Here is a 16177-nt window from a genome sequence, read left to right as displayed (position 1 = left end):
GCCGAAAATTTATGAATACCATTCGATCAACTTCGCAACATCCGCTTTTTAACTTCAATCAGCTGTTTGAATACGTAGAGAGTGATAGAACGATTCGTATTCATTGGAAGTATAATTATCGAGTTTGTTTATGCACCGTATGTTCATTGCAATGTGAACAAAACTTTTTCAATTCGAGACGCTCATTTGCATTGGCTCTTTCAGGAACCGAATAATTTCTGGAGCCACATTTTTCACAACATAAAACGATTTTTTTTGGCATTTTTGAAAATTCACCTATTTTTTTGCATTTTGTCTTTTAAAGACTAACACCTAAACCTTTTGCTGTCAATAAGGGCAAAGTTTTGCTCAACTCATTTCCCCTATTTCGAGGTGACGCTCCAACTTACGTTTTACACGTTGCAGAGCATTATCTATCGACTTAACATGGCGATTCAATTCTTCCGATATTTCATTATAGGATTGTCCATCTAAGTATAAAGCTAAAACTTGTTGTTCAAGCTCACTTAAGATTTCCCCTATTTTTTCTTCAAGATGAGAATATTCTTCACGATTAATCATTAAATACACCGGATCTTCTGACTCTGAACTAGTGATGATATCCATTAATGTTCTATCTGATTCTTCATCATAGATTGGTTTATCGAGAGAGACATAGGAATTTAGCGGGATATGTTTTTGACGCGTCGCTGTTTTAATGGCAGTAATAATTTGACGTGTGATACAGAGCTCCGCAAATGCCCTAAAAGAAGAAAGCTTGTCTCCCTTAAAATCTCTTATTGATTTATATAAACCTATCATTCCTTCTTGAATGATATCCTCCTTGTCTGCTCCAATCAAAAAATAGGAGCGCGCCTTCGCTTTTACAAACAGTCGATATTTTGTAATTAAGTAATCTAACGCCTCTGTATTCCCGTGATGTACTTCTTCAATAAGTTGTTCATCTGAAAGGTCTTCAAATCGTTGCAAGACTTGTGTTTGACTCTCTTTTAGCATCGGCATCACCCCAGAACGTTCGTATAGTGTGTTAGGAATAGTATAACGGAACTGGAAAATATAGGTCAACCTAGTTATTTTAAACCTCTTCTCCATTTCTCAAAAGCTAGCTCTACTTCTTTCGATAATTGAATCCTAGATTTCGGTTTTTCTTCATGGGTTACTTTTACTTTCTGCGTGATACTGGACTTTATAATTTCCATCTCTATTTCTAGTTCTCTTGCCGACTTGCGAAGGGCGCCATTTCCGAAAATAACATTTTGCTCTGTCATATCGGAAGTAGCTACATAGATTTGTATTTTGCGCCCCTTTAATTCATTTGTTAATTTTTCAATCCGTTCATCTGCTGTTTCATTTTTTCTAGTATAAATGATTTCAACCGCATTTTGCACATAAGTTTGCTGTACTCCAGGAACTAAGTGGGCATCGAACACGACAATCACCCGCACACCCATGGTCGCTTTGTATTCGGCCATAAGTTCAAGCAAGCGATTGCGTGCTTCCTCAAAATTCGTATCACGAAGAGGTCTTAATTCCTTCCATGCGCCTATCATATTGTATCCGTCGACAATTAAAATCGTTTGCATGATACAACTTATCCATTCTTCTCTTGGCGCTTGCGGTAAACTTCATACATTAAAAGAGCAGCAGCTACTGAAGCATTTAAGGAATTCACATGACCGACCATTGGCAAGTGATATAAAAAATCACATTTATCTTTTAGTAATCTGCTCATCCCACGACCTTCGCTGCCGATTATAATCGCTAGTGGCAAGGTTGCATCCATCTTGCGATAATCAGCAGATCCTTTCGCATCAGTCCCCGCTATCCAAACACCATTCTCCTTTAATTCATCAACCGTTTGCGCCAGGTTTGTCACTCGAACAACAGGAACATGCTCGATTGCCCCCGTAGAAGCCTTCGCAACAACCGCAGTTAACCCCACCGCACGTCTCTTTGGAATAATAACTCCATGAACACCGATAGCATCTGCTGTTCGAATGATAGAACCAAGGTTATGGGGATCTTCAAGCTCATCAAGAATAAGGAAAAAAGGATCTTCATTTTTTGCTTTCGCCGCTTTAAACAAATCTTCTAACTCTGAATATTTATAAGCTGCTACAGAAGCAACAATACCTTGGTGGTTTTCACTCGATAATTGATCCACCTTTTTCTTAGGGACAAATTGCACAAGTACTCCACGCTCACGCGCTAAATCCAATACCTCGTTAATACCTGTCTTCTTTACACCTTCAGCTATCCAAAGCTTATTGATCTCTCTTCCAGAACGCAGTGCTTCAAGTACCGGGTTTTTTCCAGCAATCATTTCATTATTGTGTTCAGTCATTACGAAGCCCCCTTTGATTGCTCAACAATTTTTATTGCATACTCGATCATTTCATAGACTCGTTCATATTGCTTTGTTAAATATAGACTTCCTAAAACCGCTTCAAATCCAGAACTATTCCGATAAGTTTGCACATCTGTATTTTTCGGAACTGAACCCGATTTTGCGTTGCGTCCTCTTTTAAAGACGGCGACCTCTTCTTCTGTTAGGTAATTTTCGTCCATTAAGCGATGTATAATCATAGATTGAGCTTTAGCTGAAACATAACTTGTGGCCTCATTATGCAGTCGATTAGGCTTTGCTCGTCCATTCAAGAGAAGATGCTCCCGAACCTTTTGTTCGAGAACAGCATCCCCCATATAAGCTAATGCTAGTGCATTTAGTTGTTTTACATCTTCTATACGAAGTTGTGTCATACTACAAACCCCGTTTCCAACGTGTACCTTGACGTGTATCTTCCAAAACAATATTCATATTTAAAAGCTGGTCACGAATTTCATCCGAACGAGCAAAATCGCGATTTTTACGTGCCATGTTGCGCTCTTCGATTAAAGCTTCAATTTCCTCATCCAACAACTCATTTTCCACAACGAATTTAATACCTAGGACGTCGCCAAGTGCGTCAAATGTTTCGATAAACTGTTTCAATACAAGTTCTTCTGTATTTGCTTCGTTTAAGTAGGTATTAGCAATACGCGCTAATTCAAATAATGCAGATATAGCATTTGCAGTATTGAAATCATCATCCATTGCAATTTCAAATTGCTTTTTCACTTCAGTGATTTTTGTTAAATATTCCTCACCGTTATTAGTGAGATTCGTTGAAGCTGTTAATCGGTACTCAATATTAGAATAAGCAGTACGAAGTCTTTCTAATCCAGCTTGGGCAGACTCAACTAAATCCTGCGCAAAATTAATGGGATGACGATAATGTACAGATAGCATAAAGAATCGTAAGACTTGCGGGTCGATTTGCTGACGGATGTCATTCACCAACACAAAATTACCAAGAGATTTTGACATCTTCTCATTGTCGATATTAATATACCCGTTGTGCATCCAGTAACGCGCAAATTCTTTTCCAGTATAGGCTTCAGATTGAGCAATTTCATTTTCGTGGTGAGGGAATGTTAAATCCTGGCCACCTGCGTGGATATCAATTGTGTCACCTAAATGTTCGCGTGCCATTACCGAACATTCTATATGCCATCCTGGTCGGCCTTCACCCCAAGCACTTTCCCACTTAATTTCGCCAGGTTTTGCCGCTTTCCAAAGTGCGAAATCTAGGGGATCCTCTTTTTTCTCACCTGCTTCAATACGGGCACCCACTTTTAGGTCATCAATCGGTTGATGCGATAATTTCCCATATCCATCAAATTTACGCGTGCGGTAATACACGTCTCCCTGTGATTCGTATGCATATCCTTTTTCGATTAATACACCGATAAAGTCAATAATATCTTGCATATGGTTTGTTACGCGAGGATGTACGTCGGCCTTTTTGCAGCCAAGAGCCGTAATATCCTCAAAATAAGCGTCAATAAATCGATTTGTTAATTCGAAAACATCTTCACCTAATTCATTTGCCGCTTTAATGATTTTGTCGTCCACATCTGTAAAGTTCGAAACGTATTTTACATCAAAGCCTTTATATTGGAAGTAGCGACGAACCGTATCATATACAATAACCGGACGTGCATTCCCAATATGAATAAAGTTATAAACCGTCGGGCCGCATACATACATTTTTACTTTGCCTTCTTCAATTGGAACAAACGGTTCTTTTTGTCTTGTTAAGGAATTAAATATTTGGATCGTCATTTGACTCTCTCCTTTAATTTTTTCTTTATTACTAATCACTTCAGGCATTTTTCGTTTTAGAAAGCCAATTAAAATAAAAAACGCCTCTATCTTTTCACATGAAAAGACAGAGACGCTAGTGCGTGGTTCCACTCTGATTGAAAGCATTTTAAAAACCTGAAATGCTTTCCACTCGAAAGTCCGTTAACGCCGGACGACTCGACTTGCCTACTAATTTCAGCTAAGTGCTCAAAGGTGCATTTCCATAAAATAGTGGCCCAGGTCGCTTTCAGCCGATGATGACCCTCTCTTTTGAAGCATATTTTATGTACTTCTCCTTATCAACGCTTTACAGTTTTTAATTCATACGATTACGACTTAAAGTAATTTCATTTTACAATAGGTTCAGTAAAAGTCAATTAATTGAAATGGTTACTTTACGTATTTTTCTATACGGGCAATCGCCTTTTCTTTCCCGATTAAAGCGATGGCATCCGCTAATTCCGGTCCATGCGTTTGACCAGTTGTTACAACACGAATTGGCATGAATAGGTTTTTCCCTTTGTGCCCTGTCTCTTTTTGAACTGCTTTAATAGCGGCTTTAATGGACGGTGCATCAAAGTTTTCTTGTGCTTCAAGCTGTGCTTTAAATGAAGTCATCACTTCCGGAATCTGTTCACCAGCCAATACTTCTTCCGCAGCTTCATCATATTCAATTTCTTCTGTAAAGAATAGGCTTGATAGCTCAACAATTTCTGCACCAAAGCTCATTTGATTATGATATAAGCTAATTAAAGCTGTCGCCCACTGTGTTTGCTCTTCGTTTAATTCTTGTGGAAGCAAGCCTGCTTTTTGTAAATGTGGCAACGATAATTCAACCACTTTTTCTAAAGGCAGCTTTTTAATATATTGGTTGTTCATCCATGTTAGTTTATTTTTATCGAACATCGATGGTGACTTGGAAAGTCGTTTTGCATCAAAAATTTCAATGAATTGTTCTTTAGTGAAGATCTCTTCTTCTCCTTCTGGAGACCATCCTAAAAGGGCAAAGAAGTTAAACATTGCTTCTGGTAAATAACCAAGCTCTTTATATTGTGTAACAAATTGAATAATCGACTCATCACGTTTTGATAATTTTTTATGGTCTTCGTTCACAATTAATGTCATATGGCCGTATTGTGGATATTCCCAATCAAATGCATCAAAAATCATCATTTGTTTTGGTGTATTAGATAAATGCTCTTCCCCACGGAATACATGAGTAATGTCCATAAAGTGATCATCTAAAACAACGGCATAGTTATATGTTGGAATTCCGTTCGCTTTTACTAGTACCCAGTCACCAATATCTTTTGATTCAAACGTAACTTCACCGCGTACTAAGTCTGTGAAACGGTAAGTTGTGTTTTCAGGTACGCCCATACGGATTGTGTGTGGAATACCTTCCGCTTCCTTTGCAGCAACTTCTTCTTTTGTTAGGTGACGGCACTTCCCGTCATAAGTAGGCGCTGCAACTCCTCTTGCTCTTTGTGCTTCACGTGAAGCTTCCAACTCTTCTGATGTACAGAAACATTTATAAGCAATTCCACGCTCCAATAATTCTTCTGCATGCTTAGTATAAACATCTAAACGTTCCATCTGGCGATATGGTGCATACGGTCCACCGATATCAATCGACTCATCAGGCGTAATTCCTAACCAACGTAAGTTATCAAGCTGAGAGGCTTCTCCACCCTCTATGTTACGTTCAATATCTGTATCCTCAATACGAACGATAAATTTACCGTTGTGATGTTTTGCATATAAATAGTTAAATAACGCCGTACGCGCGCCACCAATGTGTAAAAATCCAGTTGGACTTGGCGCATAACGAACGCGAACTTCCTTCGTCATAATAATTGCCTCCTACTATTAGTTCAAAAAGTTTGTTATATATATTGAGAAATCGCAAAACTACATCTCTTCTCATGTTAACCTTGTACATTTTACCACTCAAGAATAAGAATGAAAAGTAAGACAGAAATGTGGAGAACGCTTGCCCAGCTCTGACAACAACTGGAGGGGGTGGCTACAAGGACGCTCTTTGTCCTTGCAGACAGCTCCGAAGTTGTCGAAGAGCTAGCGTTCGCAACTAGACATGAAGAAAAGTGGAGCGGGCTCGCCCAGCCGTGAAAGGAACTGGCCGACAAAAACGCCACATCGTGTGGCATTGTCGGCACTTGCACATCCGTGTGCGGCGGAGGGGCTGACTGTAAGGACGCTCTTTGTCCTTTCAGTCAGCACCGAAGTTTCCGAGCGGCTAGCCCGCGCAACTAGACATTAAGAAAAGTGGAGAACGCTTGCCCAGCTCTGACAACAACTGGAGGCGGTGGCTACAAGGACGCTCTTTGTCCTTGAAGACAGCACCGAAGTTGTCGAAGAGCTAGCGTTCGCAACTAGACATCAAAAAAAGTGGAGCGGGCTCGCCCAGCCGTGAAAGAAACTCTATGATTCGAGCTCTTATTTCTTAATTAATAAAATCGTTGCCATTGCTGCAATTCCTTCTTCACGGCCCGTGAAGCCTAATTTCTCAGTTGTCGTTGCTTTCACATTTACTTGAGATGGATCAGCTTTTAAGAGCTCGGCAATTCGATTACGCATTGGTTCAATATATGGAGCCATTTTAGGGCGCTGGGCCATAATTGTACAATCCACATTTCCAAGTACATAGCCTTTCTCTTCTACAATCTTCCAAATGTATTCTAGCAATTTTGCACTATCAGCATCTTTAAATTCTGGATCTGTATCAGGAAAATGATGACCAATATCTCCTTCTCCAATCGCTCCTAATGCCGCATCAGTTACTGTATGCAATAACACATCTGCATCGGAATGTCCTAAAAGTCCTCGATCATGGGGAATCTCAATCCCACCAATTATTAACGGACGTCCTTCTGCGAATGCATGTACGTCAAAACCTTGTCCTACTCGAAACATAATACTCCTCCTAGCTGTTACGTTGCTTTAATATCGCTTCTCCAAATATTAAATCTTCTGTTGTTGTCATTTTTACATTTTCATAGGTACTTTCAACAATATGTACTTGGTGCCCTAAGCGTTCAACAAGCATTGCTTCATCCGTTCCCAAAAAGCCTTGTTTTTCTGCTACATCCTCTGCATGCTGCAATAAATCGAAACGAAAAGCTTGTGGTGTTTGAATCATCCACAAACTCTCTCGATCAACCGTTTCGATGATTACACCATCCCGTACTTTTTTCATTGTGTCCTTTGCTTTTACGCCGGCAATGACTGCCCCTTTCTCATGGGCAACCTCTACCAAACGCGAGATAATTGGCTTCGTTATAAAAGGCCTTGCTGCATCATGTACCAGCACAATTTCTACTTGATGCATCGCCTTAATACATGAATGGACTGAATGCTGCCGTTCTTCGCCACCATTTGGCAGGCCGCTCACCTTAGTAATGTGATAACGGTCCAGCAAAGCTTGAATATACTCGCGCTCTTCCGGCTTTACCGCAAGCCAAATACCTGTACAATCATCATCATTTTGGAAAATTTCTAATGTATGGATCAGAATCGGCTTATTATTAAGCTTTAAAAATAATTTATTTTGTCCCGCCCCCATGCGTTTTCCACTTCCTGCTGCCGGGAGCACTACTTCATACTGCACAAATTCACTTCCCACTCTTCAAACTGCATTTATCGATAATTGCCTTAATCCGTCCTCTATTTAAACTAAAAAGGACCATAGGCTACTGTTTTTATATCTATTTAGGCTACTTGTTCGTCTTTAGGCTTGGCGAATATCATGCGTCCCGCTGATGTTTGGAGAACACTTGTCACCGTTACGGTAATCGCCTGCCCAATATAGCTTCGGCCGCCTTCTACAACAATCATCGTGCCGTCATCCAAATAAGCGACCCCTTGATTTTGTTCTTTTCCATCTTTTATTACAACCACCTGCATATCTTCACCAGGAATGACAACAGGCTTCACAGCATTTGCCAAATCATTAATATTTAATACTTGGACATGGTGTAGATCACAAACCTTATTCAAATTAAAATCATTCGTTAAGATCTGCGCACCCATTTTCTTTGCAAGACGCACTAGCTTTAAATCAACCTCTTGTACATCCTCAAAATCTTCCTCCGAGATTTGTACAGTTGTGAGACGCTCATCTTGTAATTTTTTCAACATATCCAGCCCTCTTCGGCCACGCGTACGTTTTAACGTATCTGATGAGTCGGCAATATGCTGTAGTTCCGTCAGAACGAATTGGGGAACTATAAGAACTCCTTCAATAAACCCTGTTGAGGAAATATCAGCAATTCGTCCATCTATAATGACGCTCGTATCTAACAATTTGTATAGTTGCTTTTCCTCTGGTTGGGCTATTGAATCACCCGACTTCTTCTTTTGTCCTGTATTGGATTTTGAAAACATTTGACCGAGTTCCTCACGCTTTGTAAACCCAACACGGAAACCTAGATAACCTAGTAAAATAGATAGAATCATTGGCAGAAACTCTGTAATAATAGGGATTTGGATTCTTTCAATCGCAAAACCAATTAGAAAAGCAACCATTAACCCTACAATTAACCCCAGGGACCCAAATAAAAGGTCTGCTGCCGGGATTTTAAATAAAATACCCTCCATCCAAACTATTAGCTTTACAAAGTAATCCGATAATGCGAATGATAAAACGAATAACAAAATTGCCCCTAATGCTACCGATACATATGGATTGTTAAGCCAGGGATTAGATGATAAATTAATAAACTCGTATAATGGCGGTAAGAAAACAAAACCTAACGCTCCTCCGATAAATAAGAAAGCAATTTGTATTACTCTTTTCAACATCTTCCCACCTCCTTTTCTTATTATCAATTATACATAGTTCACCTACTGTTTTCGCTAAAAACACTTCATTAATTTTAAAATTAAGGGAAAATATTCTTTAGCGTATAAGATAGGATATGTTCTATTTGTACCCAAAATTAAAAGGAAAAATGCCCATACACCAAAAATGATTGTATAGGCACGCGTTTGGGATACTTTTTAGGTAATATCCCTCATTATAAATCGTTAAAACAAGCTCTTAATGCTTCATTTATAGTTTCAATGCCAACAACTTGAATACCGCCAGGATAATCCCAGCCTCCTTGGTTCGAAGCAGGGATAAAGGCACGTTTAAATCCTAATCTCGCCGCCTCTTGAACTCGTTGCTCAATCCTTGACACTCGGCGAACTTCCCCTGTTAAACCGACTTCTCCTATAAAGCAATCCGTCGATTTGACCGCCTGATCTTTAAAACTGGACACAATGGAAGTTAAAACCGCTAAGTCAATGGCAGGTTCATCAAGCTTTACACCACCCGCCACTTTGATATAAGCATCCTGAGCTTGGAGTAGCAGCCCCATCCGTTTTTCCAACACAGCCATTAAAAGTTGAACTCGATTTTGATCTACCCCAGTAGACATTCGTTTCGGGTAATTAAAGCTTGTTGGAGTTACTAATGATTGAATTTCAACCAGAATAGGCCTTGTTCCTTCCATGGAGGCAACAATGGTGGAACCAGCTGCATCATAGGAACGCTCCTCTAAAAATAATTCAGACGGATTCGATACTTCTTTTAAGCCAGCCTGTACCATTTCAAAAATGGCTATTTCATTTGTTGAACCAAAACGGTTTTTTACACTTCGCAAAATTCGGTACGTATGATGGCGCTCTCCTTCGAAATACAGAACGGTATCCACCATATGTTCCAATAAACGCGGTCCAGCGATTTGCCCCTCTTTTGTCACGTGGCCTACCAAGAAAATAGCGATTCCTTTTGTTTTAGCAATTCGCATTAACTCTGCCGTACATTCACGAACTTGAGAAACACTACCAGGAGCACTAGTCACTTCTGGATGATGAATCGTTTGAATCGAGTCGATAATAACAAATTTCGGCGCCACTTCTTCGATTGTTTGGTTAATTAATTCCAGGTTTGTCTCAGAATAAATATAGAGTTCCGGCGATTGTACGCCTAAACGGGAAGCACGAAGTTTCGTCTGACGCATCGATTCTTCTCCGGATATGTACAATACGCGATGTCCTTTATTGGATAAAAGGGCTGATACTTGCATTAATAAAGTCGATTTACCTATACCAGGATCTCCTCCAATTAAAACGAGAGAACCTGGAACGATCCCTCCTCCCAAAACACGATTTAGCTCATCCATTTCTGTCGGAATGCGAGGTTCATCTGACATTTCGATATTAATAATAGGCGTTGCTTTTTGTGAGATTGTGTTGGAATGCTGGAAAGCACCACGTGGACCTTTTGAGACGACTTCTACTTCTTCCACCATTGTATTCCAGCCGCCGCAACCCGGACAGCGTCCCATCCATTTTGGAGACTCATAGCCACATGAATTACAACAAAACTTCGTTTTCTTTTTCGCCATCTTGACTCTCCTTTGAATTTATTTCTTTTGTTAATTGTACATGACAACACTGTGAACCTCCTAATATATAAGTAGCGGTGGATTAATTTTAAAGATTCACATGCTTCAATTCACTTTACAAAAACAAAGCGATTGACCACCTAAGTAGCCAATCGCTTAATTGCTTAAAATTATTTAGTTAGCACTGCACTTTTTGGCAGTACGACAAATTCATTATCAGCATAATCGATCACGACACTTTGACCAGTGCTGATTGTGCCTTTTAACACTTCTTCGGATAGGCGGTCCTCAACATGTTTCTGCAGTGCACGGCGTAATGGGCGGGCACCATATTGCGGATCGTATCCTTCTTCCGCAATTTTCTCAAGCGCAGCTTCCGTTAGCTCCAGCTCGATATTTTGCTCTCTGAGGCGTTTTGTTAAAGAATTTGCCATCAGAGCGATGATTTGTTTTAACTCGTCTTTTTCAAGCGAATGGAACACAATCATCTCATCGATACGGTTTAAGAACTCAGGACGGAATGCTTTTTTCAACTCTTCAAGCATTGTGCCTTTCATGTCTTTATATTTCGACGATGCTCCGTTCCCAACACCGAAGCCTAACGATTTTTGATATTTAAGTGCATCTGCACCAACGTTCGATGTCATGATCACCACTGTATTACGGAAATCTACAGTACGTCCTTTTGAATCCGTTAAGCGGCCATCATCCAATACTTGAAGTAAAATATTGAACACATCAGGATGTGCTTTTTCAATTTCATCAAGCAAGACAACAGAATATGGTTTGCGACGGACTTTTTCAGTTAATTGACCACCTTCATCAAACCCTACATAACCTGGAGGTGAACCAACTAAGCGAGAAGTTGAATGTTTTTCCATGTATTCGGACATGTCGATTCGAATCATTGCATCCTCATCACCAAACATAACCTCAGCAAGTGCACGAGCAAGCTCCGTTTTACCAACCCCTGTAGGCCCTAGGAAGATGAATGAGCCGATTGGGCGTTTTGGATCTTTTAGTCCTGCACGAGCACGGCGAATTGCACGGGAAATGGCTTCTACTGCTTCTCCTTGACCAACCACACGTTTGTGTAATTCTTCTTCAAGATTAAGAAGTTTTGCTGATTCTTCTTGGGCAATTTTCGAAACAGGAATTCCAGTCCACATTGAAACCACCATCGCGATGTCTTCTACGGTTACTTGAGATTCCTCTTTTCCTTGTTTCTCTTTCCATGTTTTCTTTGTCGACTCTAATTCATCTTTAATTTTTTGTTCCGTGTCTCTTAATGCTGCTGCTTTTTCAAATTCTTGACTTGATACCGCTGCATTTTTCTCAGAACGAACACCTTCTAATTTATCTTCCAAAGCTTTTAAATTTGGTGGAACCGTGAATGAACGTAAGCGTACTTTTGAACCAGCTTCATCAATCAAGTCAATCGCTTTATCTGGTAAGAAGCGATCTGAAATGTAGCGATCTGATAATTTTGCTGCCGCGTCAACCGCTTCATCCGTAATTTTCACACGGTGATGTGCTTCATAGCGATCACGCAAACCTTTAATAATTTGGATTGTTTCATCAACAGATGGTTCATCGACTTGAATAGGTTGGAAACGACGCTCTAGAGCCGCATCTTTTTCAATGTATTTACGGTACTCATCCAATGTTGTAGCACCGATACATTGTAGTTCTCCACGCGCTAATGAAGGTTTTAAGATGTTGGAAGCATCGATTGCTCCTTCTGCACCACCAGCACCGATTAATGTGTGCAGCTCGTCGATGAAGAGAATAACGTTACCCGCTTGGCGAATTTCATCCATCACTTTTTTCAAGCGATCTTCAAACTCACCACGATATTTTGTCCCTGCAACAACTGTACCCATATCCAACGTCATGACACGCTTATCACGAAGTGTTTCAGGTACTTCGTTATTTACGATTTGCTGTGCCAATCCTTCGGCAATTGCAGTTTTACCAACCCCTGGTTCACCAATTAAGACAGGGTTGTTTTTTGTACGGCGAGATAGCACTTCGATCACTCGAGTAATTTCTTTACTGCGACCAATCACAGGATCTAATGAACCTTCACGTGCAATCGCTGTTAAGTCACGAGCCAACCCATCCAAAGTCGGTGTATTAACAGATTGAGTAGGATTGCTCGCATTTTGAGCAGCATCATTATTTCCAAGCAATAAAAGAACTTGTTGACGTGCCTTATTTAAGCTCACACCTGCATTTGCCAGTACGCGAGCCGCAACCCCTTCTCCTTCACGGATTAAAGCAAGCAGGATATGCTCTGTTCCGATATAGGCGTGGCCAAGTTTTCTTGACTCGTCTACGGATAATTCAATGACTTTTTTCGCTCTTGGTGTATAGTGAACAATCGGACCAACATCCTTTGCACCTTTCCCAACTAGCTCTTCAATACCAGATTCTATAATTTGTGGGCTCACATCAATCGCTTCCAAGGCTTTCGCCGCGATTCCACCACCTTCACGAATAAGGCCAAGTAAAATATGCTCTGTTCCTATGGATTCGTGTTTCCAGCGAATTGCTTCTTCTTGTGCTAATTGCAATACTTTTTGTGCACGTTGAGTAAAACGGTTAAACATCATATCTTTCCTCTCCTTTTTCCATTAACTTTGGATTATTCAAATTCAGCTTTTCACGCAGTAGTTTTGCTCTATACATATCTCGTTCATTAGCTTGAAGAGTTGTACCTGCATATTGCTGTACAAATCCTGGTTGTATAAGAATCATGCATTCATTTAATACATTTAATGGGACTTCTTTAATGATGCCCATATCCACTCCAAGGCGAACGTTTGATAAACAAGCAGCAGCTTCTTCGCTCGTCATTATGCGTGCATATTTCAGGGTGCCTAACGAACGATTAAAGCGGTCTTCTAATTTTATTCGAGAACTTTTTAATAATGCCTCCCGAGCTCCGCGCTCGTTTTTTATAATTTGCAACGCGACCTCTTGCAAATCTTTTAAAATCTCCTGTTCAGACTTACCTAGTGTTATTTGATTAGAAATTTGATAGATATTCCCTAAATTTTCACTGCCTTCTCCATATATACCCCTTACAACCATTCCTAATCTTGCAAGCATTTGAGTCACTACTTTTATTTGTTTAGACATAGTTAAAGCGGGCAAATGCATCATGACAGAAGCACGAAGTCCTGTTCCAACATTGGTTGGGCAGCTTGTTAAGTATCCAAATGAATCATTAAAAGCATAAGGTAGATGTTCCTCTAACTTACTATCAAGTTTTGAGGCATTCGAGTAGGTTTCTATAAGCTGCAATCCAGGTGCTAAGCATTGAATACGCAAGTGATCTTCTTCGTTTACCATTATGCTTATTGTTTCATCATTCGATATATGAACAGAAGCGGACTTTTCCTTTTTGGCTAAAAGCGGACTGATTAGATGCTTTTCAACCAGAACTTGCCGCTGTAAGGCAGGCATTTCCTTAATGGTAAAATGTGAAAAATGATGGGTGTCATCTTGAATAGACAGTAGGGCATCTTTAATGATTTCATCAATTTGATATGCTTCATTTTCTGTAAAGCTTAATGGGAAACGATATCCATCTAAGTTTCTGGCCAATCGAATGCGTGCGCTTAATACAATATCTGCATCGAGTCCTTTCACATCCATCCAGCCAGGTGCCTCGCTTTTTAAAAAATGTTCTAGATTCATGGTGCATCAACACCCCCACGTTCCAGCTTACGCTCCATCTCGCGAATCTCATCTCGTAAGTCTGCCGCATCTTCAAAACGTTCCTCCCGGATTGCGAGTTGCAATTGTTCACGAGTGGAATCGATTTGCTTTTTGATCCATTCATTATGATGATTCGGTTTACCGGGTGCTTTTCCATTATGTGTTGTTCCTGCTTGTATTTTTGAAAGAACTAGTGGAAGTTGTTTTCCAAAGGTTTCATAACATTGTGGACAACCAAGCTTTCCTTCATTCAAAAATTTACGAAACGTAAATCCGCAAGTTGGACATTGAGCACTTTTGTTAGCTGTTGATTGTGTCTTTTCCTGTGCCCCGCTATTCCAGACCGGTAATCCAAATAAGTTGGAAACAAGTTGATGAATCGGGATTTGTTCTTCTTTATGAAAGTCTAGATTAAAAGGATGAAAATTTTGTGCACATACCTCACAATAATGTTTTTCACTTTTTTGGCCATTAACTACTTGTGTTACTGTTACTGTAGCTTGGCGCTCTTTACAGTGTTCACAAATCATGACCTCACCCCTTTTTTAAAAATGTTTTTTATTAATGTAAATTTATCGAGAGCATATGCCCTGCATTTAATGATCATATTTTAATGTGGTTAACATTGAATTCAGTATATAGGCCCTTAATTCATCTCTAATCGGTAATTGCAATCGAAGTGTGGACCTATCGATTGCAGCAAGCATCAGTTTCGCTTCACGCTTTGAAATAACTTGTTCATCGATTAAACGATAAATAATATCTTCTGCCATCGCTTGTGTCGCACCGTGATGAATTTGACTAATCATATCCTCTAGCAAATCAACTTTGGAATGTGTTTTCACACGTAAGATTCGGATATAGCCACCGCCTCCTCGTTTGCTTTCAACAAGATAACCTCTTTCAACAGTAAATCGTGTATTGATTACATAATTAATTTGGGAGGGGACGCACTGGAACTTATCTGCCAATTCACTGCGTTTAATTTCAATATGTCCTTGACCACCTAATTCGATAACTTGTTTCAAATAACCTTCAATGATATCAGATATATTTCTCATTTTATTCCTCACCCCAATCGTTTACTGACTTTGACTATCTTTGACTATATTATATAAACATCAATATCAAAATGCAAATCAAACGCCTAAGTTATTTCTAAACAAAAAAGAGGTCATCTCACTTGAAATTGAGACCACCTCTTTTACATACCCATCACAAAATCTTTGTGTTAAGAAATAGCCCAAAAAGCATTAAATCATTACTTTTGGTTCATTTCCTAGTATGACTTTTCCCTATCTAAACTAAACCCTAATTTTTACAAATTCCCTACACCCATCTTCCAACAATAGGGTAATTCCATTTTTCATTGCTTAAGGCCTTTACAATACCGATAATTGGCACAACAATTGTCATAATTACGAAAACGATTAAAAACGGTATCCCGATTAAAACTACGCTAAAGAAGCTTGATATTCCTATTAACAGCCACATTACAACTTGGAACAATAAGGCTTGAATAGAAAGTCGCTTAATTTCCTCCTCCGAGCTCAACAAAAAGAACAAAATTGGTACTAAAACCGGAGCAATAAATGCGCTTGCATGTATAATTACTTTTCCCCATTTACTTTCCATCTATCTATCAGCCTTTCTGTAACAATACTATTTTTCTTATAATACTTTTACGGATAAAACCACAAATAGTTTCAAATTATGTTTCCCTTTTTGAAAACCTTTATGAGGAATTAAAAATCGAGTAGGAGGGAGTGATGAACTCCCGACCTCTCACACCACCGTACGTACGGTTCCGTATACGGCGGTTCAATTAAGATGGACAACGCAAAGTTTCGTA

The 16177-nt window shown here is 39.6% G+C and carries 16 protein-coding genes and 1 other annotated feature; all 16 genes read right to left on the bottom strand.

The window, feature by feature from the left end; all coding sequences use genetic code 11:
• Nucleotides 1-115 precede the first annotated feature (115 nt).
• Entirely contained in the window at nt 116-262 is a 147-nt protein-coding gene (rpmG, locus tag ACFQU5_RS17335) for a 50S ribosomal protein L33 (protein WP_390290671.1), read from the bottom strand.
• Nucleotides 263-348: 86 nt separating this feature from the next.
• A complete protein-coding gene (gene sigH / locus ACFQU5_RS17330; RefSeq protein WP_390290668.1) occupies nt 349-996 on the bottom strand; it encodes an RNA polymerase sporulation sigma factor SigH in 648 nt (215 codons plus the stop codon).
• A 74-nt stretch (nt 997-1070) separates the two neighbouring features.
• Nucleotides 1071-1583 (bottom strand): NYN domain-containing protein, encoded by a 513-nt coding sequence (locus tag ACFQU5_RS17325; protein ID WP_390290665.1) that lies wholly within the window; start codon nt 1581-1583, stop codon nt 1071-1073.
• 8 nt (nt 1584-1591) lie between these two features.
• A complete protein-coding gene (rlmB, locus tag ACFQU5_RS17320; RefSeq protein WP_390290662.1) occupies nt 1592-2344 on the bottom strand; it encodes a 23S rRNA (guanosine(2251)-2'-O)-methyltransferase RlmB in 753 nt (250 codons plus the stop codon).
• Nucleotides 2344-2760, bottom strand: a complete 417-nt coding sequence (locus ACFQU5_RS17315; protein WP_390290659.1) for a Mini-ribonuclease 3 — start codon at nt 2758-2760, stop codon at nt 2344-2346. Before ACFQU5_RS17315 ends, rlmB begins: the two co-directional genes overlap by 1 nt.
• Before the next feature lies 1 nt (nt 2761).
• Nucleotides 2762-4165 (bottom strand): cysteine--tRNA ligase, encoded by a 1404-nt coding sequence (gene cysS / locus ACFQU5_RS17310; protein ID WP_390290656.1) that lies wholly within the window; start codon nt 4163-4165, stop codon nt 2762-2764.
• A 105-nt stretch (nt 4166-4270) separates the two neighbouring features.
• Nucleotides 4271-4498 (bottom strand) — a binding site (T-box leader).
• 78 nt (nt 4499-4576) lie between these two features.
• Nucleotides 4577-6037 (bottom strand): glutamate--tRNA ligase, encoded by a 1461-nt coding sequence (gltX, locus tag ACFQU5_RS17305; protein ID WP_390290653.1) that lies wholly within the window; start codon nt 6035-6037, stop codon nt 4577-4579.
• A gap of 606 nt (nt 6038-6643) precedes the next feature.
• On the bottom strand, nt 6644-7120 hold the full coding sequence (gene ispF / locus ACFQU5_RS17300) for a 2-C-methyl-D-erythritol 2,4-cyclodiphosphate synthase (protein WP_390290650.1): 477 nt from the start codon (nt 7118-7120) through the stop codon (nt 6644-6646).
• Nucleotides 7121-7130: 10 nt separating this feature from the next.
• On the bottom strand, nt 7131-7814 hold the full coding sequence (gene ispD / locus ACFQU5_RS17295; RefSeq protein WP_390290647.1) for a 2-C-methyl-D-erythritol 4-phosphate cytidylyltransferase: 684 nt from the start codon (nt 7812-7814) through the stop codon (nt 7131-7133).
• A gap of 101 nt (nt 7815-7915) precedes the next feature.
• Nucleotides 7916-9007, bottom strand: coding sequence for a PIN/TRAM domain-containing protein (locus tag ACFQU5_RS17290; RefSeq protein WP_390290644.1), 1092 nt, complete (start codon nt 9005-9007; stop codon nt 7916-7918).
• A 215-nt stretch (nt 9008-9222) separates the two neighbouring features.
• On the bottom strand, nt 9223-10599 hold the full coding sequence (gene radA, locus ACFQU5_RS17285) for a DNA repair protein RadA (RefSeq protein ID WP_390290641.1): 1377 nt from the start codon (nt 10597-10599) through the stop codon (nt 9223-9225).
• A 170-nt stretch (nt 10600-10769) separates the two neighbouring features.
• The gene (locus ACFQU5_RS17280) at nt 10770-13214 is read right to left on the bottom strand and encodes an ATP-dependent Clp protease ATP-binding subunit (RefSeq protein ID WP_390290638.1); all 2445 of its coding nucleotides are present in this window, start codon (nt 13212-13214) and stop codon (nt 10770-10772) included.
• On the bottom strand, nt 13204-14304 hold the full coding sequence (mcsB, locus tag ACFQU5_RS17275) for a protein-arginine kinase McsB (protein WP_390290635.1): 1101 nt from the start codon (nt 14302-14304) through the stop codon (nt 13204-13206). The genes ACFQU5_RS17280 and mcsB overlap by 11 nt, the downstream gene beginning before the upstream one ends.
• Complete coding sequence (locus ACFQU5_RS17270) at nt 14301-14855, bottom strand: UvrB/UvrC motif-containing protein (RefSeq protein WP_390290633.1); 555 nt, start codon at nt 14853-14855, stop codon at nt 14301-14303. The genes mcsB and ACFQU5_RS17270 overlap by 4 nt, the downstream gene beginning before the upstream one ends.
• Before the next feature lie 66 nt (nt 14856-14921).
• Nucleotides 14922-15386 carry a CtsR family transcriptional regulator gene (locus tag ACFQU5_RS17265; protein WP_390290630.1) on the bottom strand — a complete coding sequence of 155 codons (465 nt, stop codon included), beginning with the start codon at nt 15384-15386 and terminating at the stop codon, nt 14922-14924.
• 268 nt (nt 15387-15654) lie between these two features.
• Nucleotides 15655-15960 (bottom strand): magnetosome magnetite crystal formation protein family, encoded by a 306-nt coding sequence (locus tag ACFQU5_RS17260; protein ID WP_390290627.1) that lies wholly within the window; start codon nt 15958-15960, stop codon nt 15655-15657.
• Nucleotides 15961-16177: the final 217 nt, after the last annotated feature.

Source organism: Ureibacillus sp. GCM10028918 (genome assembly GCF_042666115.1).
Taxonomy (GTDB): Bacteria; Bacillota; Bacilli; order Bacillales_A; family Planococcaceae; genus Ureibacillus.
Note: the sequence above shows the minus strand (reverse complement) of the source record. Positions and strands in the feature narration are given on the sequence as shown.